This is a genomic window from Achromobacter sp. DH1f (assembly GCF_000633435.1).
In the GTDB taxonomy this organism is placed as follows: Bacteria; Pseudomonadota; Gammaproteobacteria; order Burkholderiales; family Burkholderiaceae_B; genus Achromobacter; species Achromobacter deleyi.
The window spans coordinates 1-24,443 of record NZ_AYMF01000008.1; the positions used below are offsets into that span (position 1 = coordinate 1).

A 24,443-nucleotide genomic window follows, 5' to 3' on the forward strand; every position below is an offset into this window, starting at 1 on the left:
GGGTGGGGCGGGGGTCGGGGTCGTGGGGGCGGCGGCCGGTGATGGGGACGCGGCGGACCAGGGCTTGCAGGGCGGCGGCGATTTCGGCGGTGGCGACGTCGGGTTGGAAGCAGGCGTCGGCGCCGCAGTGCAGGCCCAGGATGCGGTTTTCGGGAGAATCGAAGGTGGAGACGGCGACGATGCCGGCGGTGGTGTCCATGGCGCGCAGACCTGCGACGGCCATGCAAAGGTCGGTGAGTTCGGCTTCCATGACCAGCAGCGGGGTGCGGCGGGCCTGGAACAGGCGGAACAGGCCGTTGGAATCTTCGCAGCAGCGGGGCGAGAAGCCCATGCCGGCCAGGGCGTCGCTACGGCGGGTACGTTGGCGGGAATCGGGCGAGAAGACGATGAGGTCTAGTAGGTCATTCATGAATCGTTGTCGAGATCTGTGCAGCTTCAGCGCATGCATGATGCATCGGATACAACGGATTCCTAAACGTCGCTCAACACCACTTTCTGACCCGAATTCTCGGACATGGCCTCGCAAGGCCTGATTTGGCGCGGGTTTGCGGGCTATTGCGAAGATTTTGCGGCGGCCTGGGCGGGGGGCGTTTCGTTCCACCAGCCGCCGCCCAGCGCTTGCAGCAGGGCGGCGGTGTCGGCGTAGCGCGCAGCGTCGGCGGCGCTGCGCGACAGTTGGGTCTGCAGCAGCTGGCGCTGGCTGTCGAGCAGGCTCAGGTGGCTGATGCCGCCGGCCTGGTAACGGCCCTGGGCGATGCGGTCGGCGTCCGCCGCGCGGCGCCAGGCGGCGTCGTAGGCGTCGAAGGCGTGCGCATCGGTCTGCACGGCGCGCAGCGCGTCGGCAACCTGGCGGAATCCGTCCAGCACGGTCTGGCGGTAGGCGGCCTGGGCGGCGTCATAGGCGGCTTGCGCCGAACGCGTGCGGGCGCGCAGTTCACCGCCACGAAACAGCGGTTGCACCACGCCCAGCCCCAGGTTCCATACGTTGACGCCATCGGTGATATCGCCGGCCCGCGTGCGTTGCGACCCGAAGCTGGCGGTCAGGGTGAACCGGGGATACTGGTTGGCCGTGGCCACGCCGACGTCGGCCGAGGCCTGGTGCAGCAAGGCCTCGGCGGCCAGGATGTCGGGCCGCTGGCGGGTCAGCGCCGACGGCACGCCGGTGGGAATCTCGGCGGGCAGCGTCAGGTCGGCCAGGCGCAGCGGCGGGGCCTGCCAATCCGCGGGCAGTTGGCCCAGGTAGGTGGCCAGCTGGTGGGTGGCCTGGGCCAGCTGGTATTGCAGCGGCGGCAAGGTGGCCTGGGTCTGGGCCAGCAGCAGTTCCTGGTTGCGCAGATCGGCTTCGGCGATGCCGCCCGCGGCCAGGCGCTGGCGCATGATGTCCTGCTGGCGTTGCTGCGCGGCCAGCAGCTCGCGCGTGACGGCGATGCGCTCGGCCAGGTCGGCCTGGCGGATGGCCGTGGTGACCACGTTGGCGGCCAGCGTCATGCGGGCCGCCTGCCATTCGTGCGACTGGTAGTCCACCTGGGCGGCCAGGCCTTCCAGCGCGCGGCGGTTGCCGCCAAAGACGTCCAGCGTGTAGGACACGTCGATGGACGCGTTGTACAGCGTGAACGGGGCCGGTTGTTCGGTCACGGGCACGCCATAGGCCGACGGGTCGACCTTCTGGCGGGTGGCGGACAGGTTGGCATCCACGGCGGGCAGCAGGCGGCCGCCGGTCTCGGCGCTCAGGTCTTCGCCGGCCTGGCGCAGGCGGGCGCGGGCCTGGTCCAGCGTGGGGCTGGCGTCCAGCGCCTGGCGCACCAGCGCGTCCAGCGCGGGCGATTGAAACAGCTGCCACCACTGCGCGGGAATGTCGGCGGCGGTAAGGCGCGGCTGCGCGCCAGCGTCGGCGTCTTGCGGCGCGGCGTAGGCCGACACGGCGGGCGCGGCGGGGCGGCTGAAATCGGGGCCGACGGCGCAGCCGGGCAGCAGGGCGCAGGCGGCCAGCGCCGCGGCGCGGCGGGCGAGGGGCAGGCGAGGGCGGGGGCAGGACATGGCGGCCTTCAATCCAGGGTGCGGCGGTAGAACTTCACGGCGGCGGTCATGACGATGACGGTGAACAGCAGCATGGGCCAGATAGTGGGCCACAGGTCCCACCAGCCGTTGCCCTTGAGCAGGATGCCGCGGATCAGCCGGTTGAAGTGGGTCAGCGGCAGCAGGTTGCCCAGGTACTGCGCCCATTGGGGCATGCCCAGGAACGGGAACATGAAGCCGGACAGCAGCATGTTGGGCAGGAAATAGAACATCGTCAGCTGCATGGCCTGCAACTGGTTCTGCGCCAGCGACGACAGCGTGATGCCCACGGTCAGGTTGGCGGCCACGAAGATCAGCGCGCCCAGGTACACCGTCAACAGGCTGCCCAGGAACGGCACATGGAAGACGAAATACGCGGCCAGCAGGATGATGGTGGCCTGGATCAGGCCGATGGCGATATACGGCACGATCTTGCCGGTCATGACCTCCAGCGGCCGCACCGGCATGGCCAGCAGGTTTTCCATGGTGCCGCGTTCCCGCTCGCGCGTCATGGCCAAGCCGGTCATCATCACCAATGTCATGGTCAGGATCACGCCCATCAGGCCGGGCACGGTGTTGTATTGCGAGATCTGCTCTTCGTTGTAGAGCTGGTGCACCCGCACGTCGAACGGCGGCTGGCCGCCCGCCAGATGCGCCAGCGGACCGGTCAGGTCCTTTTGCGCCACGGCCTGCGCCAGCTGGTTGGCCGAGCCGATCGCCAGGCCGGTCGCCATGGGGTCGGTGGCGTCGGCCTCGATCAGCAGCGCCGGGCGCTCGCCGCGCAAGAGCTTGCGGGTGAAGTCGGGCGGAATGGTCACCACGAACAGCACGCGGCCCTGCGCCAGCGCTGCGCGGCCGGCTTCTTCGTCGGCCAGTTCTTCCACGATGTTGAAGTAGTCCGACGACTTCATCGCCGCCACGAAACTGCGGGTGAACGGGCTGTGGTCCGCCACGATGACGGCGGTGGGCAGCTGCTTGGGGTTGGTGTTGATGGCGTAGCCGAACAGCGCCAGCTGCATGATGGGAATGCCCACGATCATGCCGAAGGTGATGCGGTCGCGCCGCAATTGCAGGAATTCCTTGAGCACCATGCTCCACCAGCGCGACCACGAGAAACCCTCCAGGTGGCGTCTCATGCCGGACTCGCGAAGTTGTCGGAAGAACGGTTCATCAGATAGATGAAGACGTCTTCCAGGCTGGTGTCGATGCGTTCCAGCCGCAGGTCCTGGCCGGCCACGGCGTCGTTCAGCGTGCGTTCGAGCTGCGCCGCGTCGCGCCCGCTGATGTGCAGCGCCGACCCGAAGGCCACCGTCTGGTCCACGCCCGGCGCACCGCGCAACTGCTGCGCCAGCGGCACCAGGTTGTGGCCGTGGATGGCCCAGGTGGTCAGGTGCTGTTCGGCAATGACCTCGTCGGCCGTGCCCTGGGTCAACAGCTTGCCGTAGGAAATGTAGGCCAGCTTGTGGCAGCGTTCGGCTTCGTCCATGTAGTGGGTGCTGACCAGCACCGAGATGCCGCGCGCGGCCAGCTCGTGCAGCTGTTCCCAGAAGTCGCGCCGCGCGGTCGGGTCCACGCCCGCGGTGGGTTCGTCCAGCAGCAACAGGCGCGGCTGGTGCAGCAGGCAGGCGGCCAGCGCCAGCCGCTGTTTCCAGCCGCCCGACAGCGACCCCGTCAATTGCCCGGCGCGGCTTTGCAACCCCAGGTCTTGCAGCGCACGGTCGACGGTTTCGCGGCGCTGGGGCATGCCGTACATGCGGGCCACGAAATCCAGGTTCTCGCGGATGGTCAGGTCGTCCCAGTAAGAGAACTTCTGGGTCATGTAGCCGACCTGGCGCTTGATCTGCGCGCTGTCCTTGATGATGTCGTAGCCCAGGCAGGTGCCGCTGCCCGAATCCGGCGTCAACAGGCCGCACATCAGGCGGATGCTGGTGGTCTTGCCGCTGCCATTGGGGCCCAGGAAGCCGAAGATCTCGCCTTCGCGCACTTGCAGCGACACGTCGTTGACCACGTGCTTGTCGCCGAAGTGCTTGTTCAGGCCGTGCACGTCGATGACGTAGCCGCCCGGCGCCGTGGGCGATGCGGTGGGGCCGTTCATTGCAGCGCCGCCTCGACCGGCTGGCCGGGATGCAGCCGCGTGGCGGCGTCGGGCGCGGGGCGCGCCTCGACCATGTACACCAGCTTGCCGCGGGTTTCGCGGCTGTAGATCACCGGCGGCGTGTATTCGGCCTGTGGCGAGATGTAGTCGATGCGTACCGGCACCGGGTCGCCGCAGCCATCGCAGCGCACGGTGGCGGCCTGGCCGGGTTTCAGCGCGCCGGCCACGGCCTCGGGCACGAAGAAACGCACCTTGATATTGCCCGGCGGCAACAGGCTGACGACCGGGCTGCCGGCCGGCACCCATTCCCCCACGCGGTACAGCGTGTCGAACACCAGCGCGGCGGTGGGGGCGGCCTGGCGCTTCTGGGCAAGCGTCCAGTCGGCCTGGGCCAGCGCGGCGCGGGCGGCCTCGACCTGGGCGGCCTGCGCCCGCCGTTGATCCTGGCGGCCGGGCAGGTTGGCCACGTCCAGCTGGGCGCGCAGTTCGCGCACGCGCGCCGCGTCCGACTGCGCCTGTTCACGGCTGTCGTCCAATTGCGCGCGGGCCACGCCGCCGATGCGGAACTGGGCGGTGTCGCGCGCCAACTGCGCGGCCGATCGCCGGCTGGCGGCTTCGGCCTGGGCCAGTTGGGCGCGGTTGACGTCGACTTCGGCCGGGCGCTTGCCGGTGGCGATGTCTTCCAGCTGCGCATCGGCCGCCGCCAACTGCGCGCCGGCCTGGTCGCGGGCGGCGGTTTCGCGGGTGGCTTCCAGCGCGAACAGCGGCGCGGCGGCGGCCACCTGCTGGCCGCGTTGCACTGCCAGGCTGTCCAGCCGGCCGGCCTCGGACGAGGCGATGTACAGGTACTCGCCTTCGACATAGCCCTGGTAGACCGCGTCATTGCCCTTGCCGCAGGCGGCCAGCAGCAACAGGCAAAGGGCGGCGGCGGTGGGGCGCGCAAGGCGCAAGGCAGGGTCGGTGCGCATGATCAGCGTCCTGGGGCGGGCGTGGGGGGAAGCAGGGTGTCGGCCATGGCGTCGGGCGGGGCCAGGTCGGCGGAATCGGCGGGGGCGGAATGCCTGGCGTCGGCGGGGGTGTCGGCGATGCCGGCGGTCAGCGGCGTGGTGGGCGTGAACAGCCCGCCCGTCAGCATGGCCACCGCGTGGGCCGCGATGGCCTCGTGGCCGATCGCCTGGGCGGTCGGGTCGTCCTGCCAGATGCGGCGCCACAGGCTGGATGTGGCCAGCGGCAGCAAGGTCAGCCCCAGGATCGACAGGAACACCAGCCGCGGCTCGACCCCGGGCGTGATGGCGCCGGCGCGCTGGCTGTCGGCGATCATGCCGGCAAACACCTGCAAGCGCTGCGACGGCAAGTGGCGCAGCACGCGTTCGCGCAGCTGGCCGCCTTCGTTGACCACCTCGTGCATCCACAACGCCGGCAGCCACGGCCGGTCGGCGGCGCAGCGCACCAGGCGCGAGACGATTTCGGTGATGACGGCGCGCGCGGTATCGGCCGGGCCGACCACGCGGCGGGCGGTCTGCGGCACCGGGCTCCAGACGAAGCTGATGACCGGCACCACGCGTTCCAGCACCACGGCATCCAGCAATTGGTCGCGGCTCTTGAAGTAGTAATGCAGCATGGCCGAGGTGACCCCGGCGCGCTCGGCGATGTGGGCGATGCGGGTCGCGGCCACCCCCTGGGCAGCGAACAGGTCGGTGGCAATGTCCAGCAGCTGGTCGCGGACGGCGGCGTTGTCGGGGCGGGGCGGGCGGCCCGGACGGCGGGCGGGGGCAGGCAAAGTCGGCATGCGGCAGATTTTAATTAAATATTTAATTAATTAAAAGGGGGGCGCGCGTCAGGGTTGGCGGACAGGCCGGCAGGCAACGATGGTGTAATGCCCTGAAGGCTTGCCAGCGCGGTTCGTTTTGCCGCGTTTCCCAGGGCTGGCCATGATCCGGAACAGAAGGAGCCTGCACGCCATGCCGCAATCGTCCTCCCTCAACCGCCGCGTCGTCCTGGCCGCCCGCCCGCAGGGCGAGCCTGCCGACAGCGATTTCCGCCTGGAAACCGACGCGGTGCCGCAACCCGGTCCCGGCCAGCTGCTGCTGCGCACGGTCTACCTGTCGCTCGACCCCTATATGCGCGGCCGCATGAGCGATGCGCCGTCCTACGCCGAACCCGTGAAAGTCGGCCAGCCCATGGTGGGCGGCACGGTGTCGCGGGTGGTGGCGTCCAACCACCCCGACTATCCGGTAGGCGAGTGGGTGCTGGGCCAATCAGGCTGGCAGGACTATGCCGTGTCCGACGGCACTGGCCTGCTCAAGCTGGGCCAGTCGCCCGACCGGCCGTCCTATTCGCTGGGCGTGCTGGGCATGCCGGGTTTTACCGGCTACATGGGCCTCCTGGATATCGGCCAGCCCAAGGCCGGCGAAACCGTGGTGGTGGCCGCGGCCAGCGGCGCGGTCGGCGCGGTGGTGGGCCAACTGGCCAAGATCCACGGCTGCCGCGCCGTGGGCATTGCCGGCGGCGCCGACAAGTGCCGCTATGTCGTGGACACGCTGGGCTTTGACGCCTGCATCGACCACAAGGCCCCCGATATGGCCGAACAGCTGGCGCGCGCCGTGCCGCAGGGCATCGACGTGTACTTCGAAAACGTCGGCGGCGCTGTGTTCGACGCCGTGCTGCCGCTGCTCAACCCGCGCGCCCGCGTGCCGGTGTGCGGCTTGATCTCGGCCTACAACGCCACGAGCCTGCCCGACGGTCCGGACCGCCTGCCGCTGCTGATGCGCACCATCCTCACCAAGCGCATCAAGATGCAGGGCTTCATCATCTTCAATGAATATGCGCACCGCTACGGCGAATTCCGCGAGGCCATGCAGGGCCTGTTGAAAGACGGCCGCATCCAGTACCGGGAAGACGTGGTCGACGGCCTGGAAAATGCGCCGCGCGGCCTGATGGGCCTGCTCAAGGGCGAAAACGCGGGCAAGCGCATCGTGCGCGTCGGGCCCGATGCATAGGAGCGCAACATGAATATCCTGATCGTGCTGACTTCCCACGACACGCTGGGCAACACGGGCCGCAAGACCGGCTTCTGGCTGGAAGAGTTTGCCGCGCCGTACTACGCCTTCCTGGACGCGGGCGCGACGCTGACGCTGGCCTCGCCGCAAGGCGGCCAGCCGCCGCTGGACCCCAAGAGCGACGACCCCGACGCCCAGACCGACGACACCCGCCGCTTTCGCCAGGACCCCGCCGCGCAGCAGCGCCTGGCCGCCACACGCCGCCTGGCCGAGGTGCAGGCGGCCGACTACGACGCGGTGTTCTATCCCGGCGGCCATGGGCCGCTGTGGGACCTGGCCGAAGACCCCAAGTCGGTCTCGCTGATCGAGACCATGCTGGCCGCCGGCAAGCCCGTGGCCGCGGTGTGCCATGCGCCCGGCGTGCTGCGCCACGCCAAGACCGCCGACGGCAAGCCGCTGGTCCAAGGCCGCCAGGTCACGGGCTTTTCCAACGCGGAAGAAGCGGCGGTGCAACTGACCGACGTGGTGCCTTTCCTGGTGGAAGACGAACTGGCCGCGCTGGGCGGGCTGTACACCAAAGGGCCGGACTGGCAGCCGTATGTCGTGTCCGACGGGCTCTTGATCACCGGGCAGAATCCCGCCTCGTCGGTGGGCGTGGCGCAGGCGTTGCTGGACCGCCTGAAGGCGTGATGCGCGGGCGCGTTGGCAGGCTGGCGGGATGCCCGCCGACGCCTTGTCGATGTCTGCATCGTTGTACGGCCCGATGCGCCGCGCAGGCCGCGCGCTTGTGTCAGAATTGATACTTTCTGACACAGGCGCGCGGTTCCGTTGCAACCGCGCGCGCCATGCCTAATGCCTCCAGACTTGCCCCCGCAGGACGCGTCCGCGCCTGCTGCCTGTTCCGCCGGTTCGTGTGAAGCCGCGCTGTTCGCCGCGATGCAGGCTCGCGATCTTGCCACCGGCCGTCATTGCCACCGCGTCGTCGCCCTGAGCGTGGCGCTGGCCCACGCCTGCGGCTTGCCCGAAGACGAACAACAGGCCGTTGCCGTGGCCGCCCGCCTGCACGACGTGGGCAAGATCGGCACCCCCGACCGCGTGCTGTTCTCGCCCAAGCGGCTGGAAAAAGAAGATTGGGAAATCATGAAGTCGCACGCCGCCGTCGGCGCCGACATCATCATGCATAGCGACATGCCGCAGCGCGAACGGATCGCGCTGGCCGTGCGCCATCACCACGAGCACTTCGATGGCTCAGGCTATCCCGACGGCCTGGCCGGGCACGACATTCCGCTGCATTCGCGCATCATCTCGCTGGCCGACTCCTACGATGCGCTGGGCGACGCGCGGCCCTATCACCCGGCGCGCACGCACGCCGAGATCCTGCGCATTCTGAATGTGGAAGCCGGGGCCAAGTGCGACCCGGACCTGCTGCGCGTCTTCGAGACGATGATCCAGCACAGCCCGCTGCGCGTGCCTTGACCGCAGAGGGTGAGGCGCGCGCCGCGTTGTCGGCGCGCGCGCAAGATCACTTCAGCTTGTAGTGCGCCGCCACGCCGGCCAGCGCTTGCAGCGTGCGCTGCTGCCAGGCGGCGTCGTGGCCCAGTTCTTCGGCCAGGATGCGCGCGACTTCCGGCGCGGCCATCAGGGCGGCGTCGGCGTCCAGGAACAGCGCGCGGTTGCGGCGCGCCAGCACGTCTTCGGCGCTGCGCGCCAACTCGAAACGCGCCGCGAAACGCACGTGCGCTTCGGACAGGCCGCTGCTTTTCACCAGCATGCGGTCCGCGCCGGGCAGGGCCTTGAGCGCGGGCAGGTCGCTGCCGTAGTAGCTGTCCGGCGTGCCGGCGTGTTCCTGCGAGGGCGCCAGGCCGTTCGCGCCGTGCAGCGCCAGCGATTCGGTGCGGCAGCTGGCCTGCGTCAGCAACTGATGCTGAATCGCCGTATCCACCACATCCTGCGCCATGCGGCGGTAGGTGGTCCACTTGCCGCCCGTGACCGTCACCAGCCCGGCCTGCGACACCAGGATGGTGTGCTCGCGCGACAGCGACTTGGTGGAGGCATCGCCGGTGGCCTTGACCAGCGGCCGCAGGCCCGCCCAGACGCTGGTGACATCGTCGCGCGTGGGCTTGCGGCTGAGGTAGCGCGCGGCCGTCTGCAGGATGAAATCCACGTCCTGCGCGCCGGCTTCCGGGTCCAGCGGCAGATCGTTGCGCGGTGAATCGGTGGTGCCCACGATGGTGTGGCCGTTCCAGGGCACCACGAACAGCACGCGGCCGTCGTCGGTCTTGGGAATCAAGATGGCGCGCTTGCCGGGCAGGAAGTCGTGCGGCAGCGTCAGGTGCACGCCCTGGCTGGGCGCCACCATGGTCGGCGCGTTCTTGTCTTCCATGCGGCGCACGCTGTCGACCCACACGCCGGTGGCGTTGATCACGCAGCGCGCGCGCAGCGTGAAGGTGGCCTCGCCCAGCGCGTCCTGCGCGGTCACGCCGTCGACCTTGCCGCCGGTGGTGGTCAGGCCCGTGGCGCGCACGTAGTTCACCGCCGTGCCGCCCAGGTCGAACAGGGTGCGCATCAGGCTGAGCGCCAGGCGCGCATCGTCGAACTGGCCGTCGTAGTACAGCACGCCGCCTTTCAGGCCGCGGCCGTTGACGTTTTCGGCCAGCGTGGGCGCATTGGCCAGCGTGTCGCGGCGCGACAGCCAGCGGCTGGGCGCCAGGTTCAGCTTGCCGGCCAGCATGTCGTACATCTTCAGGCCGATGCCGTAGAAGGGCTGGTCCAGCAGGTTGTAGGCCGGCACCACGAAGCCCAGCGGCCACACCAGGTGCGGCGCGTTCTGGTTGAGCAGGCCGCGTTCGTGCAGGGCCTCGCGCACCAGGCTGATGTTGCCTTGCGCCAGGTAGCGCACGCCGCCGTGGACCAGCTTGGTGGCCTTGCTGGACGTGCCCTTGGCAAAGTCGGCGGCTTCGATCAGCAGGGTGCGGTAGCCGCGGCTGGCGGCGTCGACGGCCGTGCCCAGGCCGGTGGCGCCGCCGCCGATGACGATCACGTCCCAGGCGGGCGTGTTGTCCAGTTGCGCCAGCAGGCGGTTGCGGTCGGGCGGGGTGACAGAGGCGGACGTTTGGTTCATATGCAAGGGGGCGGCTGGGCCGCTAGGTAATCAGTGCGGTGTTTCGTAGGGGCAGGGCGCCGCGTCAGGCGGCCTTGGCGGCGTTCGGTGCGGCGGCGACCTCGCAGCGCACGCCGGAATCCAGCAGCACCTGGGCCAGCGGTTCCTGCGGATGCGCGTCGGTGAAAAAGCGGTCGATCTGCGAAATGTGCGCCAGTTCCACCATGGCCTGGCGCTTGAACTTGCTGCTGTCGGCGGCCAGCCAGACCTCGCGCGATTGCTCGATGATCGTGCGCGCCACGCGCACTTCGCGAAAATCGTAGTCGCGCAGCGTGCCGTCGGCCTCGATGCCGGAAATGCCGATCAGGCCGATGTCGACCTTGAACTGGCGAATGAAGTCCATGGTGGCTTCGCCGACGATGCCGCGGTCGCGCGAGCGCACGACGCCGCCGGCCACGATGACCTCGCAATCGGGGTTGTCCGACAGGATGTCCGCCACGTGCAGGTTGTTGGTGATGACGCGCAGGCCGCGGTGGCGCAGCAGGGCGCGCGCGATGGCCTCGGTGGTGGTGCCGATGTTCAGGATCAGCGAACAGCCGTCGGGCACGGCGCGGGCCACGGCCTCGGCAATGCGTTGCTTGCCGGCCGCGTGCAGCCCCTGGCGCTTGCGGTAGGCGATGTTCTCGATGGTCGACGCTTCGATGCGCACGCCGCCATGAAAGCGCGACAGCAGGCCGGCTTCGGACAGGATGTTGACGTCGCGCCGCACGGTCTGCAGCGTGACGTCAAAGCGTTTGGCAAGCTCTTCGATCGTGGCCGAGCCTTGGGCTCGCACCATTTCGATCAAGGCGCTTTGTCTAGGATTCAGTGTCATGTTCGCATCATAAAACAACAAAAGCGAAAAATAATGACGCACTGCAAGATTGTTTTTTGTTCGCTTCTTCGGTAAAACGCACAAAAAACGAAAGCGATCTGAAAGATAAACCTGAAACGGCGCGTTCTTGCGCGCCGCGAGGGCCGCTGTACCCAAGTATCGATGCCCGATTGAGTAATCGGGGACGTATAAGAGGTAGGAGACCAGATGCAGCTGACCTTGGACAGGATAGGTTTGCGAGCCGGCTCGCAGACGCACCTGTATCCGATGACCCTGGCCCCGGTGCCGGGCGCCATGACCGTTTTGCTGGGGGCCACCCTGGCGGGCAAGACATCGCTGATGCGCATCATGGCCGGGCTGGACCGGCCTACCGAAGGCACGGTGCTGGCCGACGGCCGCGACGTGACCGGGGTGCCGGTGCGCCAGCGCAATGTCGCCATGGTCTACCAGCAATTCATCAACTATCCGTCCATGACGGTGTTCGACAACATCGCCTCGCCGCTCAAGCTGCGCGGCGAAGCGGGCATCGCCGACAAGGTCGGCGCCATGGCGGCGCGGCTGCACATCGATCACCTGCTGGCGCGCTATCCGTCGGAACTGTCCGGCGGCCAGCAGCAGCGGGTGGCCCTGGCCCGGGCCCTGGCCAAGAACGCGCCGCTGATCCTGCTGGACGAACCCCTGGTCAACCTGGACTACAAGCTGCGCGAAGAACTGCGCGACGAGCTGTCAGCCTTGTTCGCGCAGGGCCGTTCCACCGTGGTCTATGCCACCACCGAACCGGGCGAAGCCCTGTTGCTGGGCGGCCACACCGCGGTGCTCGATGCCGGCGAACTGTTGCAATACGGCCCCACGGCCGAGGTCTTTCACCGGCCCAATTCCATCCGCGTGGCGCGAGCGTTCAGCGATCCGCCCATGAATCTGTTCGCCGCGCACCGTAACGAACAGGGCTTTGCGTTGCAGGGCGGCATCACCGTGAACCGGCATCTGCCGCCCGGCACGGGCGCAGACCTGACCGCCGGCCTGCGCGCCGGGGCGCTGGACGTGACCCCGCGCCCCGGCCACATCGGCCTGGACGGCGTGGTCAAGCTGGCCGAGATCTCAGGGTCCGACACCTTCGTGCATGCCCGCACGGCGGCCGGCGACGTGGTCGCGCAGTTGCCCGGCGTGCATCGCTACACGCTGGACCAGCCGCTGACGCTGTATTTCGACCCGGCGCAGACCTACGCCTTTGGCGCCGACGGCATCTTGCTGGCCGCGCCCGCGCGCCGCACCGCGACAGGGGCCGACTGATGGCGCAGATCGAGCTGGACCTCTCTCATTCCTACGTCGCCCACCCCCAGGCCGACGAGGACTATGCGCTGCTGCCGCTGAAATTCACCTTCCGCGACGGCGGTGCCTACGCCTTGCTGGGCCCGTCGGGCTGCGGCAAGACCACCTTGCTCAATTGCGTATCGGGCCTTTTGCGCCCGTCGCACGGTCGCATCCTGTTCGACGGCCAGGACGTCACCGGCAAGACGCCGCAGGCGCGCAACATTGCCCAGGTGTTCCAGTTTCCGGTGGTGTACGACACCATGACGGTCGCCGAGAACCTGGCTTTTCCGCTGCGCAACCGCGGCGTGCCGCCCGAGCGCATCCGCGAACGCGTCGGCCGCATCGCCGAAATGCTGGAGATGTCGCACGTGCTGAATCGCCGCGCCAGCGGCCTGACCGCCGACGCCAAGCAGAAGATCTCGCTGGGCCGCGGCCTGGTGCGCAACGACGTGTCGGCCATTCTGTTCGACGAACCGCTCACCGTCATCGACCCCCAGCTCAAATGGGAACTGCGTAGAAAGCTCAAGGAAATCCACCACGAGTTCAAGCTCACGCTGATCTACGTCACGCATGACCAGACCGAGGCGCTGACCTTTGCCGACCAGGTGATGGTGATGGCGCGCGGCCGCGCCGTGCAGGTGGGCAGCGCCGATGACCTATTCGAACGCCCCGCGCATACCTTCGTGGGCCACTTCATCGGTTCGCCCGGCATGAACTTCCTGCCCGCGCAGTGGCGCGATGGCGCGCTGCGGGTGGGGCAATGCCGCGTCGATGGCGTATCCGATGCCCTGGCGGCCAGGCTGGCTCACGCCGGCCCGGTCAAGCTGGGCGTGCGCCCCGAATACCTGCGCCTGACCGACGCCCAGGCGCCCGGCGCCTTGCCGGTACGGGTGGACAGGGTGCAGGACGTGGGCACCTACACGCTGCTGGTGGCCGACTTCGAAGGCACGCCGCTGCGGGCCCGCCTGGGCGCCGACCTTCCCGCCATCGCGCCCGGCGCCACGGTCTGGCTGTCGGCCCTGAATCCGCACACGTGCTTCTATCGCGACGAGGAACTGATCCGATGAAACCGATCAATCACCGGGCCTGGTTCCTGGTTCTGCCCGTGGTGCTGTGCGTGGCGTTTTCGGCCATTCTGCCGCTGATGACCATCGTCAATTACTCGGTGCAGGACATCATCTCGCCCGAGCGCCGCGTGTTCGTCGGCACCGAATGGTTCGCCGCCGTGCTGCAGGACGAAGAACTGCACGGCGCGCTGTTTCGCCAGATCGGCTTTTCGCTGGCCGTGCTGGCCATCGAGATTCCGCTGGGCATCCTGCTGGCGCTGTCGATGCCGGCCAGCGGCTGGCGGGCGTCGGCGGTGCTGGTCATCATCGCGCTGTCGCTGCTGATTCCCTGGAACGTCGTGGGCACCATCTGGCAGGTGTTCGGCCGCACCGACATCGGCCTGCTGGGCGCGACGCTGTCGTGGCTGGGCGTGGACTACAACTACACCGGCAATGACGTCGACGCCTGGGTCACCGTGCTGGTGATGGACGTGTGGCACTGGACGCCCCTGGTGGCGCTGCTGTGCTATGCGGGCCTGCGCGCCATTCCCGACGCCTACTACCAGGCCGCCCGCATCGACGGCGCTTCGCGCCTGGCCGTGTTCCGCTTCATCCAGCTGCCCAAGATGCGCGGCGTGCTGATGATCGCGGTGCTGCTGCGCTTCATGGACAGCTTCATGATCTACACCGAACCCTTCGTCCTGACCGGCGGCGGGCCGGGCAACGCCACCACCTTCCTGTCGCAATACCTGACGCAGAAGGCCGTGGGCCAGTTCGACCTGGGGCCGGCCGCGGCGTTCTCGATCATCTACTTCCTGATCATCCTGCTCTTGTGCTTCATCCTCTACAACTGGATGCAGCGCGCCGGCACCACCGGCGGCTTTGACGAGGAGCGTGCCAATGCGTGACCTATCCACCTGGTGGCGCGGCGCCTTCCTGGCGCTGTATCTGGTGTTCGCCATCCTGCCGCTGTACTGGATGCTGAACATGTCGTTCAAGACCAATACTGAAATCGTCAGCACGCTGACGCTGTGGCCGCGGGATTTCACGCTGGAGCACTACCGCACCATCTTCACCGATCCGGCCTGGTATTCCGGCTACATCAACTCGCTGATCTACGTGGTCATCAACACGGTCATTTCGCTGGCCGTGGCGCTGCCCGCCGCCTACGCGTTCTCGCGCTATCGCTTCATCGGCGACAAGCACGTGTTCTTCTGGCTCTTGACCAACCGCATGACGCCGCCGGCCGTGTTCCTGCTGCCGTTCTTCCAGCTGTACAGCTCGTTCGGGCTGATGGACACCCACCTGGCCGTTGCCCTGGCGCACCTGGTATTCAACGTGCCGCTGGCCGTGTGGATCCTGGAAGGCTTCATGTCCGGCGTGCCGCGCGAAATCGACGAAACCGCGTATGTCGACGGCTACTCGTTCCCGCGCTTTTTCCTGACGATCTTCCTGCCGCTGATCAAGTCCGGCGTCGGGGTGGCGGCGTTCTTCTGCTTCATGTTCAGCTGGGTCGAACTGCTGCTGGCCCGCACGCTCACGTCCGTCAACGCCAAGCCTATCGTCGCCACCATGACCCGAACCGTCTCGGCATCAGGCATGGACTGGGGTGTGCTGGCGGCGGCGGGCGTGCTGACCATCGTGCCCGGCGGCATCGTCATCTGGTTCGTGCGGCACTACATCGCGAAGGGCTTCGCGATGGGCCGCGTCTAGGGGAGGGCGCACATGTTCAGCTGGATGGTATGGACCACCCCGGTCGCCGTGTTCTTCTCGTGCATCGTCCTGATGCTGATCGGCATGACGGTCTGGGAACTGAAGGCGCCCACGGTCGAGCGCAAGGGCTTTCTGCCCCTGCGCACCACCCGCGGCGACCGCCTGTTCATCGGCTTGATGGCCGCGGCCTGGCTCAACCTGGCGTTCCTGGGTTTCGGCCAGAAGGCGGTGGAATGGTTTTCGCTGGATGAGCCGCCATCAGTGTGGATCAGCTTCGTGCTGTCCATGCTGCTGCTGGCGTTCATCATGAGAAAAGGCTGAAAGGGGCAACAGAACCCCGCGCGACATCAGCGGTTTGGAAGGACTATCGGCCAGCGTCTTCCCCGGCCAGCGGTCCGCAGCACGATACGGGAAGACTTATCGAGGAGACAGGTCATGAAATTGCGCATGCACGCCATGGCGGCCGCCATCGCCCTGATCGGTACGTCAGGAGCCTGGGCCGGCGAGCCGGAAGCGAAAAAGTGGGTCGATTCGGAATTCCAGCCGTCGTCCCTGTCCAAAGACCAGCAGATGGCCGAGATGAAGTGGTTCATCGAAACCGCTGCCAAGCTCAAGGCCAAGGGCGTCACCGAAATCAACGTGGTGTCCGAAACCATCACCACGCATGAATACGAGTCCAAGACCCTGGCAAAGGCCTTCACGGAAATCACCGGCATCAAGGTCAACCACGACCTGATCCAGGAAGGCGACGTGGTCGAGAAGCTGCAGACCTCGATGCAGTCCGGCAAATCCATCTACGACGGCTGGATCTCTGATTCCGACCTGATCGGCACCCACTACCGCTACGGCGCCATCTTGCCGCTGTCCGACTACATGGCCGGCGCCGGCAAGGAATGGACCAACCCGGGCCTGGACCTGAAGGACTTCATCGGCACCAAGTTCACCACCGCGCCGGACGGCAAGCTGTACCAGCTGCCCGACCAGCAATTCGCCAACGTCTACTGGTTCCGCGCCGACTGGTTCGCCCGGCAAGACCTGAAAGACAAGTTCAAGGCCAAGTACGGCTACGACCTGGGCGTGCCCACCAACTGGTCCGCCTACGAAGACATCGCCGACTTCTTCTCCAACGACGTCAAGGAAATCGACGGCAAGAAGGTCTATGGCCACATGGACTACGGCAAGAAAGACCCGTCGCTGGGCTGGCGCTTCACCGACGCGTGGCTGTCCATGGCCGGCGCCGCCGACAAGGGCCTGCCCAACGGCCTGCCAGTGGACGAATGGGGCATCCGCGTCGCCGACGACAAGTGCACCCCCGTGGGCGCGTCAGTCGCGCGCGGCGGCGCCACCAACAGCCCGGCCGCCGTCTACGCGCTGACCAAGTACGTCGACTGGATGAAGAAGTACGCGCCGCAGCAGGCCATGGGCATGACCTTCTCGGAATCTGGCCCCGTGCCCGCGCAAGGCCAGATCGCCCAGCAGATCTTCTGGTACACGGCCTTTACCGCCGACATGACCAAGAAGGGCCTGCCGGTCGTCAACGAAGACGGCACCCCCAAGTGGCGCATGGCCCCGTCGCCGTATGGCCCGTACTGGAAGGACGGCATGCAGAACGGCTACCAGGACGTCGGCTCGTGGACCTTCTTCAAGTCCACCAACCCCGACAAGATGGCCGCCGCCTGGCTGTACGCCCAGTTCGTCACGTCCAAGTCGGTCTCGCTCAAGAAGTCCATCACCGGCCTGACCTTCATTCGCGACAGCGACATCCACAGCGACTACTTCACCAAGAACGCGGCCAACTACGGCGGCCTGATCGAGTTCTACCGCAGCCCGGCACGCGTGGCCTGGACCCCCACCGGCAACAACGTGCCCGACTACCCCAAGCTGGCCCAGCTATGGTGGAAGAACGTCGCCACCGCTGTCACGGGCGAGAAGACCCCGCAGGCCGCCATGGACAACCTGGCCAATGAAATGGACCAGGTCATGGCCCGCCTGGAACGCGCCGGCATGGCCCAATGCGCGCCCAAGTTGAACGCCAAGGGCGATCCGAACAAGTGGCTGTCGGATCAACACGCGCCGTGGAAGAAGCTGGGCAATGAAAAGCCCAAGGGCGAGACGGTGGCTTATGAAAAGCTGCTGGAAGCCTGGAAGGAGGGCAAGGTGCGGTAGTGGGCCTATTCCTCGGTTAATCAAAGAAAACGCCACGGACTCGTGGCGTTTTCTTTGGTCGGAAATTACTGCTTGTATGTCGGCGGAGGGATGCAGACATGCGGATTAGCTTTTGTAATATGAAAAATATTACAAAATGTATGTTATTGTTTTTATTTTATATATTTTATTGGAAACGAAATGCCATTGCCGGAAGCCCTACAGGGCGAGCGCTGGACTGAAGATATTGCGCGAAAAATATTGCCTTTACTCGTCTGGTGTGCCGAGAACGAGAAGACAATTACCTACGGGCAATTGGACGAGGAACTGCAAAGAAGAGGTTGGGGACATCATGTCAACGTCGTGGTGTATGGGCATCCGGCAGGTGCCATTGGCGACGCAATGATAGAAACTGAACAAGAAACGGGTGTTAAACATCCGCCGATTAATGCGTTGATAGTCAATGCAAAGTCCGGCATACCTGGGAGTGGCTGCGACTACTACATTACTAATCATCTTCGTGGCATACCGAAACGTGGCCTCAGCGACAGTGATAGACAAACCATGGCGTGGGAGACGTTTGAGGAAGTATGGCGTTTTGATGGATGGCGCGATGTATTGAAAAGATATGGTCTGAAGCCTATTGTCGACGCAATTCCGGCGCTCGAGGATGTTGAGACTTCCGATCGAGAGCCAACCAAATCAGGATGGTCCAGTGAGCCGGAGAGCGAGGCTCATAGAAAATTAAAAGAATGGGTGGCTGATCATCCTGAAGTATTGGCTTCAAAAATAGAATTTCAGCGAGGAGAGACTGAGTGGCTGTTCGCTTCAGGTGATCGCGTGGATGTGTTGTTCCAGCATGGTGAGGGTTGCATTGCTGTTGAAGTCAAATCCGAAATATCTAATGATGCAGATTTGGAACGCGGAATTTATCAATGCGTAAAGTACCGAGCGTTACTGCGAGCCGAGCTGAAAATTAAAGGGTTGGTGCCGAATGGGCGCTCCGTCTTGGTGACGTCGAAAACGGTGCCAGCCGCATTGCAGGAGGACGCCGATAACCTTGGGGTGTCGATTATTTTTGTATCGAAGGACAGCTTGAAAATCTAATAGGTTTGGGGGCGATAATGCGTCCCTATTTTTTGTGCTACAGGTCAGGACGTGCCGTTTTTCCATCAAGAAGCTTCCTCTAGCGAGCCTATAGCTGACCTTTCAAAAACGTAATCTCCCTATCCGCTTTCTGTCTGCATCGCCTTCCTAGAATGAATTCCGTGCAGTACCCAACGTGATTCTTAGGAGTGTGAAGCATGCAGATTCTTCGTAAAACCGCTTTGTTCCTGGCCCTGGCGACGGGCGTGTCGGGCGCCGCGCTGGCGCAGCCGGTGGCATCGGCCGGGGCGCCGGCCACGGCGTTGACCAGTCCGTATGGCCAGTCGTTGACCCGCGCCGAAGTGCTGGCCGATCTGGCGCTGTGGAAGCGGGCCGGGGTGGACCGGTTCTGGCGCGGCGAGGCCACGCCGGATATCTACAGCCCGGAATACAAGGCCGCGTTCTCGGAATATGTGCGGCTGCGCACGGGGCCGGATTACCAGGCCGAGGTGCAGCGCCAGACCGACGCGCGCCGCTAGCCGCGAGAGGGCCTGGACGTGAGCCACATCCTGCTCACTGGCATGCCCGAGTCCGGCGACAGGCTGCAATTTGCGGACCTGGAGCTGGACCTGCTGCGCTTTCGGGCGTGGCGCGACGGCCAGGCGCTGCTGTTGACGCCCAAGGAATTCGGGCTGCTGGCCTTGCTGATGGGCAGCCCGGGCGCGGTGTTCACCAGCTGGCAGCTGGCCGAGCAGGTCTGGAAGACCAAGGCGCATGTCCACGGGCCACAGCACGTCAAGTGCCAGGCGGTGGCCATCGCCATGCGGCGGTTGCGCAAGAAGGTCGATGGCGGCTGCCGGCCGCGGCTGCTGCACGTGATCCGCGGCGGCAGCTTCATGCTGGCCGCCGGGCCGCTGTGACGGCGCGCGTCCGGCCCAGGTCGCGCGGCAGCCACCCGCCTGGTTATGGGGCCAGCTCATCGGCATCTTGGCAGGCCACGCCGCCTTCGGCTATATTCCTGCCAATGGAGATGGTGTTCCTCCTTTAACCACCGCGCCTTGCGCGGTTGATGACGCCTACAGAAACCTGACCAACGTCGGGGCTGTAGGCGTTCGCATTTTTGGCCTCTTTTTTGGCTTCATCTGCGGCTTCTGTTCAGCCTTGAACCATTGGTCAGCCCGAGTCCTTTCGAGCCATGACCCATGCCGCGATTTCCCCGTGTAGAACCCTTTGAACTCTTGCCCTACGCCGGCAAGTGGTTCGCGATTGCGTCCCTGGTCGGCGCGCTGGCCGGCTGCGCGTCGGCGATCTTCCTGGTTGCCCTGGACCTGGCCACCGGTTGGCGGCAAACCCACGCCTGGGTGATCTGGCTGCTGCCGGTGGCCGGCTTTGCGGTGGGCTACGTGTACCACCGGCTGGGCAAGTCGGTGGATGCCGGCAACAACCTCATCATCGATGAGATTCATGACCCCAAGAAGGTCGTGCCGCTGCGCATGGTGCCGCTGGTGCTGGGCGGCACGGTCGTGTCGCATCTGTTCGGTGCGTCGGTCGGGCGCGAAGGCACCGCGGTGCAGATGGGCGGCGCGCTGGCGGACCAGCTGACGCGCCTGCTCCGGCTGGAACGCGAAGACCGCCGGGTGTTGCTGATGTCGGGCATCAGCGCCGGCTTTTCGTCGGTGTTCGGCACGCCCCTGGCCGGCGCGGTGTTCGGGCTGGAGGTGCTGGCCATCGGCCGCATGCGCTACGACGCGCTGTTTCCCTGCCTGGTCGCCAGCATCGTGGCCGACCAGGTCTGCCTGGCCTGGGGCATTCACCACACGGCGTATGCGATCGGCGCGATCGCCCCCGTGGGCGTGGCCAGCGTGGCGGCGGTGTTTGCGGCGGGCATCGTATTTGGCCTGGTCGGCATGTTGTTTGCGGCGGCCGTGCACAAGCTGGCGGCCGCGGTCAGGCAGGCCATCGCCTACGCGCCGCTGCGCCCGGTGGCGGGCGGCGTCGTCATCGCGACGGCGGTGTGGGCACTGGACGCCTACCGCTACATCGGGCTGGGCATTCCCGACATCGTGCGTTCGTTTCAGGCGCCGATGGCGCCGTGGGACTTCCTGGGCAAGTTCGCCTTTACCGTAGCCTCGCTGGGCACGGGCTTCAAGGGCGGGGAAGTCACGCCACTGTTCTACATCGGCGCCACGCTGGGCAATGCGCTGGCGCCGCTCTTGCACATGCCGTTCGCGATGATGGCCGGTATCGGCTTCGTGGCGGTGTTTGCCGGCGCGGCCAACACACCGATCGCGACCACGCTGATGGCCATGGAACTGTTCGGCGCCGACATCGGCCCGCTGGCGGCCATCGGCTGCGTCACGGCCTATCTGTTTTCCGGGCACGCCGGCATCTACCGGGCCCAGCGTGTCGGCCATCGCAAGCATCACCGGCAAGGGCAGGGCGGCGGTTCGGCCGACTTATCCTTGTCAGACCCGCCGCCGGGCGTTCACGCTGTCGCCGCCAAGGCGGCATCGGCCCGGCCACTTTCGCGCCATCAACAGGAGAAGCGCACATGACCAAGATCATCCTGGCCCGCCATGGCCACGTCGACTGGATTTCACCGGAACGGTTCCGGGGCCGGGCAGAGGTGCCGCTGTCCGATCTGGGGCAGCGCCAGGCCCGTGCGTTGGGCGCACGCGTCGCCAAGTCGTGGCGGCCTGATGCCCTGTACACCAGCCCGCTGTCGCGCTGCGTGCGCACGGGCGCCGAAATCGCCAGCGCAACGGGTGCCAGCGCCGGCATTCTCGACGCCTTGGCCGACACCGATTACGGCGAATGGCAGGGGCTGACCCACGAAGAGGTGCGCGCCCGCTGGCCCGAGCAGCATCGGCTATGGCGGCAAGCGCCCGACCTGGCGGCGATTCCGGGTGGCGAGACGCTGGCTGGCGTGCTGGCGCGAGGCATCGGCGTGCTGCAGTACGTGATGCAGGCGCACGCCGGGCAGACCGTGGTGCTGGTGGGGCACGACAGCATCAACCGCATCCTGCTGTTGCAGGCGCTGGGGCTGCCCTTGTCGCGCTACTGGCGCATCAAGCAGCAGCCGTGCTGCGTCAATGAAATCGACATCGACGGCGAGACCTTCACGCTGCATCGGCTGAACGAGACCCTGCATACCGAGGGCATCGTGTAGCGGCCAGGGTGGCGTGGCCGTTCGGGATCAGGCGTGCTCGGCGCTGGCCTGCGGGGTCTCGCGGGCCGCCAACGCCGCCAGCGTGTCGGCCTGCCAGGCGAATTCGATGGTGAATGCGTCCGGGTCCGAGATTGCTCCGTAACCGCCCTGGCCGTACACGGCGGCGTAGGCGGCGTATTCCGCGGCGCGCAGCGCCTTGCCGGCCAGCGCGGCGGCGACGGCGTATGTCGCGGAGACGGCAGCATGGCCGCAGCCGTCAATGGAGGTCGAGCCGGGGTGATGGTTGGCCAGTTGCGCGGCCAGGGCAGAGGCGTCGGCCAATTGCACGTCGGTGGCGGCGCCCGCGAGATAGCGGCCCAGCGTCGCCAGGCAGGCGATGGCCTGCGGGTCTTCCAGCAGGTGTTCGACCCGCTGCGTACAGGCGTGGGCGAAGGCCAGGCGCAGGGGCGCGTGGGCGGGGGCGTCCAGGTCCAGCTGGCTGGCCAGGCGTTCCAGGGCGATGTTCATGGTGAGGCTCCTTGCAGGCGGGCAGGGCGGCGGGGGGCTGTCAGGCTTTGTCAAAAGCGCGGCGATGCAGACGGCGTGTTGATGTCGACGCCTCATTTTTACGCCGCTACCCGCTACAGGTGAAATGAAATAAATTCGCTGATTGATGAGAAAAATCGCTCAGAACCGCGACCGCGGTAACGGTATGCCATCGACCGCTTGCCCATGATGCCCTGCGGTATGCTGTGCGCTTTTCCCGCCTGCCGCCGCGGCCATTTGCTCCATGTTCAAGCGCACGCCCGCCACCACCGCCGCCATTGTCGAAGGCCGCATCGAGCAGATGCGTGTCGCCGTGCCGCTTGTCCGAGGCAACGTCCATATCGTGGTGAATGGGGTGTCGGTGTTTGGCGCCTTCGAGAGCGCCGCCGACATTCGTACGTTGCGGGGCCTGCAGGAGCAAGGCGTGCCCGTACGCGTCGGCGTGCTGGATGGCCCGCAGTCGCTGCGGCACTTTTCTTGGCTATCCGCCGCGCAAGGTCCGGGCATCCCGCCGCGCTACTACGTGGACCTGCGGCGCCGCGCCTGGCGCAGCATCGGCATCAGCACCGCGCTGGCGGCCGCGTTGATCGGGGGCTGCTTCCTGCTGGACCTGGGGTCCTTCGTGCAGGTGCTGATGCTGGTGGTGGCGTTGACGGTGGCGCTGTTCGCGCTGATCCTGGCGGGCAGTTCCCTATACGGCCTGTGGGACAACCGCCTGCACCGGCCGGCCATCTTGCAGAGCGAGGCGGGGTATCGCCAGCAACAGGGCAGGCCGGTCTCGCTGGGTGCCGCCGTTTCCGCCGCCGTTTCCGCCGCCGCCTCGGCGCTGCAGGCAGACAAGCAACGGCTTGCCGAACCGCAGGTCAGTGAACGACTCGTCGCCGATGCATCGCCCGAGATCCTCCATGTACACGGCGTATTGACGTCCTTGACTCACGAGGCGCGGCCCGGGACGCGGCACCGTCCCAGCGCCGGCGTCTACCGCTTTCAGGTCGGCCGTCAGCCCTACGCCTTGCATGTCGGCGAAGACCTGGGCAACGTCCAGCCTTTCCTGGCCGAGGGCGACCGCGTCGAATTGGCCGCCTACGCCGGCGAGATTCCCGGCGCAGGGCCGCACCGGCTGGTCTACGGCCTGCGCAATCGCGAAGATGACCGCGTCTATGTCTGTCATCGGCACTTTCGCGGTGCCCATACCCGGATCGGCCCGGTCGGCGTCGGCTTGAGTCAGCGCGTGCCGATGCTGGCGCTGCTGGGCAGCCTGCTGCTGGTCACCTGGCTGGTGGTCGTGGGCTTTCTTCATTTCGGCGGATCGCCGCAAGAGCATGCCGACCTGCCGGAGCTGGCGGCATTCCTGTTCGCGATCCTGCTGTTCGTCTGGGCCTGCTTCGCGGTGCCGCTGCTGTATCTGGACACGCGCTGGCGCCTGGGGCGTCCGACGCGGCGTCAGCGTATTCTGGAGCGCATCTACCGTACGCTGGATCTGGGTACGCCGTTCGCGCCCAAGGTGCGCATCGAAGAAGTGTAGTGACCGGTCACCGCCGTGTCAGCACAGGGCCGATGGCAGCGGATATAGTTGGCAGTTCCATTGACCCCACAGGTGTTTCGATGAAAAGCCATTACCCCACGTTCTGCGACGGCGCGGCGCCCGGTCTCGTGCACAAGCTGGGCGGCTTGCCGTGGGGGCTGCCCATCGCACACTGGCCGATATGCCGGGAATGCGGCCGGGCCATGAGCTTTCTGGCGCAAGCCCCGGGGCAATCGGCCGAGGCCAATGCGCCCGACCTGGATATCCCCGCGGGCGAAGTCCTGTTCGCCTTCAAGTGCGAATGGGACAGCATTTGCAGCTTCTGGGAAAGCGACGGCGGCGCCAATGCCGTCTTCAGCCTGCCGCGCGCCGCGCTGGGCGATGCCCCCACGGCCCCGCCCGAACACGCCGAAGACGGCTTGCCCGAACTGATCCCGGAATTGGGCATTGCCCGCTGGCGCATCGACGACGATGGCGCCCCGCCCGAACTGGAAGCGGATTTCTACGACTACGGTCGCCACGACGACCTGCCCGACGACATCGCGCATCCCCATGACTGGGCCACCGAGTGGCGCACCAAGTACAACGGCGTACCGTACTGGACCGCCAACGGCGCACAGGGCGTGCCGCCAGGGCGCCTGCTGTTGCAGATCGACAATTGCGTGCCGATGCAAGACGGCGGTTACCAGGAAGTCGCCAACTTCTGCTCGGACGGCACGGCCTTTGTCTTCGTCGACGCGACGCAGACGCCGCCCGTGTATTCGCTGCTGATCAATCGCTGAGGGCCGGGCAGGCGTTGC

At 66.5% G+C, this 24,443-nt stretch carries 24 protein-coding genes, 1 pseudogene and 1 riboswitch; of the genes and pseudogenes, 16 read left to right on the forward strand and 9 right to left on the reverse strand.

The genetic code is table 11. From position 1 onward, the window contains the following. The 6 genes and pseudogenes from U858_RS0106445 to U858_RS0106470 all read right to left on the reverse strand — a co-directional run. Window positions 1-409 (reverse strand): annotated as a pseudogene (locus U858_RS0106445) (DNA-binding response regulator); the annotation flags it as partial. A 143-nt stretch (window positions 410-552) separates the two neighbouring features. Further along, window positions 553-2,037, reverse strand: coding sequence for an efflux transporter outer membrane subunit (locus U858_RS0106450; RefSeq protein ID WP_081821557.1), 1,485 nt, complete (start codon window positions 2,035-2,037; stop codon window positions 553-555). Between the two features lie 8 nt (window positions 2,038-2,045). Then, window positions 2,046-3,191, reverse strand: a complete 1,146-nt coding sequence (locus U858_RS0106455) for an ABC transporter permease (protein WP_025136350.1) — start codon at window positions 3,189-3,191, stop codon at window positions 2,046-2,048. Further along, entirely contained in the window at window positions 3,188-4,150 is a 963-nt protein-coding gene (locus tag U858_RS0106460; RefSeq protein ID WP_025136351.1) for an ABC transporter ATP-binding protein, read from the reverse strand. Before U858_RS0106460 ends, U858_RS0106455 begins: the two co-directional genes overlap by 4 nt. After that, on the reverse strand, window positions 4,147-5,118 hold the full coding sequence (locus U858_RS0106465; protein ID WP_025136352.1) for an HlyD family secretion protein: 972 nt from the start codon (window positions 5,116-5,118) through the stop codon (window positions 4,147-4,149). The genes U858_RS0106460 and U858_RS0106465 overlap by 4 nt, the downstream gene beginning before the upstream one ends. A 2-nt stretch (window positions 5,119-5,120) precedes the next feature. Beyond that, window positions 5,121-5,939, reverse strand: a complete 819-nt coding sequence (locus U858_RS0106470; RefSeq protein WP_025136353.1) for a TetR/AcrR family transcriptional regulator — start codon at window positions 5,937-5,939, stop codon at window positions 5,121-5,123. 172 nt (window positions 5,940-6,111) lie between these two features. Between U858_RS0106470 and U858_RS0106475 the strand changes: the two genes are divergently transcribed. From U858_RS0106475 to U858_RS0106485, 3 genes are all read left to right on the forward strand, one after another. Then, entirely contained in the window at window positions 6,112-7,149 is a 1,038-nt protein-coding gene (locus U858_RS0106475) for an NADP-dependent oxidoreductase (RefSeq protein WP_025136354.1), read from the forward strand. Window positions 7,150-7,158: 9 nt separating this feature from the next. Beyond that, window positions 7,159-7,839, forward strand: a complete 681-nt coding sequence (locus tag U858_RS0106480) for a type 1 glutamine amidotransferase domain-containing protein (protein WP_025136355.1) — start codon at window positions 7,159-7,161, stop codon at window positions 7,837-7,839. A 162-nt stretch (window positions 7,840-8,001) separates the two neighbouring features. Further along, window positions 8,002-8,625: an HD-GYP domain-containing protein gene (locus U858_RS0106485; RefSeq protein ID WP_025136356.1), complete on the forward strand. Its 624-nt coding sequence runs from the start codon at window positions 8,002-8,004 to the stop codon at window positions 8,623-8,625. A gap of 46 nt (window positions 8,626-8,671) precedes the next feature. Here U858_RS0106485 and U858_RS0106490 read toward each other — a convergent pair whose 3' ends face one another. After that, window positions 8,672-10,270, reverse strand: coding sequence for a glycerol-3-phosphate dehydrogenase/oxidase (locus U858_RS0106490; protein WP_025136357.1), 1,599 nt, complete (start codon window positions 10,268-10,270; stop codon window positions 8,672-8,674). Between the two features lie 64 nt (window positions 10,271-10,334). Further along, a complete protein-coding gene (locus U858_RS0106495; RefSeq protein ID WP_025136358.1) occupies window positions 10,335-11,123 on the reverse strand; it encodes a DeoR/GlpR family DNA-binding transcription regulator in 789 nt (262 codons plus the stop codon). Window positions 11,124-11,330: 207 nt separating this feature from the next. On the opposite strand from U858_RS0106495, the gene U858_RS0106500 reads away from it, so the two are divergent. From U858_RS0106500 to U858_RS0106550, 11 genes are all read left to right on the forward strand, one after another. Further along, a complete protein-coding gene (locus tag U858_RS0106500; RefSeq protein ID WP_025136359.1) occupies window positions 11,331-12,413 on the forward strand; it encodes an ABC transporter ATP-binding protein in 1,083 nt (360 codons plus the stop codon). Further along, window positions 12,413-13,501, forward strand: a complete 1,089-nt coding sequence (locus U858_RS0106505; protein ID WP_025136360.1) for an ABC transporter ATP-binding protein — start codon at window positions 12,413-12,415, stop codon at window positions 13,499-13,501. Before U858_RS0106500 ends, U858_RS0106505 begins: the two co-directional genes overlap by 1 nt. Then, window positions 13,498-14,388: a carbohydrate ABC transporter permease gene (locus U858_RS0106510; RefSeq protein WP_025136361.1), complete on the forward strand. Its 891-nt coding sequence runs from the start codon at window positions 13,498-13,500 to the stop codon at window positions 14,386-14,388. The genes U858_RS0106505 and U858_RS0106510 overlap by 4 nt, the downstream gene beginning before the upstream one ends. Next, window positions 14,381-15,193: a carbohydrate ABC transporter permease gene (locus tag U858_RS0106515; protein WP_025136362.1), complete on the forward strand. Its 813-nt coding sequence runs from the start codon at window positions 14,381-14,383 to the stop codon at window positions 15,191-15,193. The genes U858_RS0106510 and U858_RS0106515 overlap by 8 nt, the downstream gene beginning before the upstream one ends. A 12-nt stretch (window positions 15,194-15,205) precedes the next feature. After that, on the forward strand, window positions 15,206-15,514 hold the full coding sequence (locus U858_RS0106520) for a DUF2160 domain-containing protein (RefSeq protein ID WP_025136363.1): 309 nt from the start codon (window positions 15,206-15,208) through the stop codon (window positions 15,512-15,514). A 114-nt stretch (window positions 15,515-15,628) separates the two neighbouring features. Continuing rightward, the gene (locus U858_RS0106525; RefSeq protein ID WP_025136364.1) at window positions 15,629-17,359 is read left to right on the forward strand and encodes an ABC transporter substrate-binding protein; all 1,731 of its coding nucleotides are present in this window, start codon (window positions 15,629-15,631) and stop codon (window positions 17,357-17,359) included. 180 nt (window positions 17,360-17,539) lie between these two features. After that, window positions 17,540-18,445, forward strand: coding sequence for a hypothetical protein (locus U858_RS35590; protein WP_157838780.1), 906 nt, complete (start codon window positions 17,540-17,542; stop codon window positions 18,443-18,445). A gap of 197 nt (window positions 18,446-18,642) precedes the next feature. After that, the gene (locus U858_RS0106535) at window positions 18,643-18,963 is read left to right on the forward strand and encodes a DUF4148 domain-containing protein (protein WP_025136365.1); all 321 of its coding nucleotides are present in this window, start codon (window positions 18,643-18,645) and stop codon (window positions 18,961-18,963) included. Between the two features lie 18 nt (window positions 18,964-18,981). Beyond that, the gene (locus U858_RS0106540) at window positions 18,982-19,344 is read left to right on the forward strand and encodes a winged helix-turn-helix domain-containing protein (protein WP_025136366.1); all 363 of its coding nucleotides are present in this window, start codon (window positions 18,982-18,984) and stop codon (window positions 19,342-19,344) included. A gap of 97 nt (window positions 19,345-19,441) precedes the next feature. Then, a riboswitch (Fluoride riboswitch) is annotated at window positions 19,442-19,510 on the forward strand. A 116-nt stretch (window positions 19,511-19,626) separates the two neighbouring features. Further along, on the forward strand, window positions 19,627-20,979 hold the full coding sequence (locus U858_RS0106545; RefSeq protein ID WP_025136367.1) for a voltage-gated chloride channel family protein: 1,353 nt from the start codon (window positions 19,627-19,629) through the stop codon (window positions 20,977-20,979). Continuing rightward, on the forward strand, window positions 20,976-21,593 hold the full coding sequence (locus U858_RS0106550; protein WP_025136368.1) for a histidine phosphatase family protein: 618 nt from the start codon (window positions 20,976-20,978) through the stop codon (window positions 21,591-21,593). Before U858_RS0106545 ends, U858_RS0106550 begins: the two co-directional genes overlap by 4 nt. A 27-nt stretch (window positions 21,594-21,620) precedes the next feature. Here the strand turns inward: U858_RS0106550 and U858_RS0106555 are convergent, their stop codons facing one another. Then, a complete protein-coding gene (locus U858_RS0106555) occupies window positions 21,621-22,100 on the reverse strand; it encodes a hypothetical protein (RefSeq protein ID WP_025136369.1) in 480 nt (159 codons plus the stop codon). 262 nt (window positions 22,101-22,362) lie between these two features. Between U858_RS0106555 and U858_RS0106560 the strand changes: the two genes are divergently transcribed. Together U858_RS0106560 and U858_RS0106565 are read left to right on the forward strand one after the other, a co-directional pair. After that, window positions 22,363-23,643: a hypothetical protein gene (locus U858_RS0106560; RefSeq protein WP_025136370.1), complete on the forward strand. Its 1,281-nt coding sequence runs from the start codon at window positions 22,363-22,365 to the stop codon at window positions 23,641-23,643. A gap of 80 nt (window positions 23,644-23,723) precedes the next feature. Next, on the forward strand, window positions 23,724-24,425 hold the full coding sequence (locus U858_RS0106565) for a hypothetical protein (protein WP_025136371.1): 702 nt from the start codon (window positions 23,724-23,726) through the stop codon (window positions 24,423-24,425). The last annotated feature ends 18 nt before the right edge of the window (window positions 24,426-24,443 follow it).

What these genes read in the sequence shown, in the direction of transcription:
- U858_RS0106535 (WP_025136365.1), top strand. Translation starts at nt 18,643, where the DNA reads ATGCAGATTCTTCGTAAAACCGCTTTGTTCCTGGCCCTGGCGACGGGC.
- U858_RS0106490 (WP_025136357.1), bottom strand. Translation starts at nt 10,270, where the DNA reads ATGAACCAAACGTCCGCCTCTGTCACCCCGCCCGACCGCAACCGCCTG.
- U858_RS0106510 (WP_025136361.1), top strand. Translation starts at nt 13,498, where the DNA reads ATGAAACCGATCAATCACCGGGCCTGGTTCCTGGTTCTGCCCGTGGTG.
- U858_RS0106460 (WP_025136351.1), bottom strand. Translation starts at nt 4,150, where the DNA reads ATGAACGGCCCCACCGCATCGCCCACGGCGCCGGGCGGCTACGTCATC.
- U858_RS0106450 (WP_081821557.1), bottom strand. Translation starts at nt 2,037, where the DNA reads ATGTCCTGCCCCCGCCCTCGCCTGCCCCTCGCCCGCCGCGCCGCGGCG.
- U858_RS0106475 (WP_025136354.1), top strand. Translation starts at nt 6,112, where the DNA reads ATGCCGCAATCGTCCTCCCTCAACCGCCGCGTCGTCCTGGCCGCCCGC.
- U858_RS35590 (WP_157838780.1), top strand. Translation starts at nt 17,540, where the DNA reads ATGCCATTGCCGGAAGCCCTACAGGGCGAGCGCTGGACTGAAGATATT.
- U858_RS0106555 (WP_025136369.1), bottom strand. Translation starts at nt 22,100, where the DNA reads ATGAACATCGCCCTGGAACGCCTGGCCAGCCAGCTGGACCTGGACGCC.
- U858_RS0106505 (WP_025136360.1), top strand. Translation starts at nt 12,413, where the DNA reads ATGGCGCAGATCGAGCTGGACCTCTCTCATTCCTACGTCGCCCACCCC.
- U858_RS0106525 (WP_025136364.1), top strand. Translation starts at nt 15,629, where the DNA reads ATGAAATTGCGCATGCACGCCATGGCGGCCGCCATCGCCCTGATCGGT.
- U858_RS0106515 (WP_025136362.1), top strand. Translation starts at nt 14,381, where the DNA reads ATGCGTGACCTATCCACCTGGTGGCGCGGCGCCTTCCTGGCGCTGTAT.
- U858_RS0106560 (WP_025136370.1), top strand. Translation starts at nt 22,363, where the DNA reads ATGTTCAAGCGCACGCCCGCCACCACCGCCGCCATTGTCGAAGGCCGC.
- U858_RS0106470 (WP_025136353.1), bottom strand. Translation starts at nt 5,939, where the DNA reads ATGCCGACTTTGCCTGCCCCCGCCCGCCGTCCGGGCCGCCCGCCCCGC.
- U858_RS0106565 (WP_025136371.1), top strand. Translation starts at nt 23,724, where the DNA reads ATGAAAAGCCATTACCCCACGTTCTGCGACGGCGCGGCGCCCGGTCTC.
- U858_RS0106495 (WP_025136358.1), bottom strand. Translation starts at nt 11,123, where the DNA reads ATGACACTGAATCCTAGACAAAGCGCCTTGATCGAAATGGTGCGAGCC.
- U858_RS0106550 (WP_025136368.1), top strand. Translation starts at nt 20,976, where the DNA reads ATGACCAAGATCATCCTGGCCCGCCATGGCCACGTCGACTGGATTTCA.
- U858_RS0106480 (WP_025136355.1), top strand. Translation starts at nt 7,159, where the DNA reads ATGAATATCCTGATCGTGCTGACTTCCCACGACACGCTGGGCAACACG.
- U858_RS0106520 (WP_025136363.1), top strand. Translation starts at nt 15,206, where the DNA reads ATGTTCAGCTGGATGGTATGGACCACCCCGGTCGCCGTGTTCTTCTCG.
- U858_RS0106545 (WP_025136367.1), top strand. Translation starts at nt 19,627, where the DNA reads ATGCCGCGATTTCCCCGTGTAGAACCCTTTGAACTCTTGCCCTACGCC.
- U858_RS0106455 (WP_025136350.1), bottom strand. Translation starts at nt 3,191, where the DNA reads ATGAGACGCCACCTGGAGGGTTTCTCGTGGTCGCGCTGGTGGAGCATG.
- U858_RS0106485 (WP_025136356.1), top strand. Translation starts at nt 8,002, where the DNA reads ATGCCTCCAGACTTGCCCCCGCAGGACGCGTCCGCGCCTGCTGCCTGT.
- U858_RS0106465 (WP_025136352.1), bottom strand. Translation starts at nt 5,118, where the DNA reads ATGCGCACCGACCCTGCCTTGCGCCTTGCGCGCCCCACCGCCGCCGCC.
- U858_RS0106500 (WP_025136359.1), top strand. Translation starts at nt 11,331, where the DNA reads ATGCAGCTGACCTTGGACAGGATAGGTTTGCGAGCCGGCTCGCAGACG.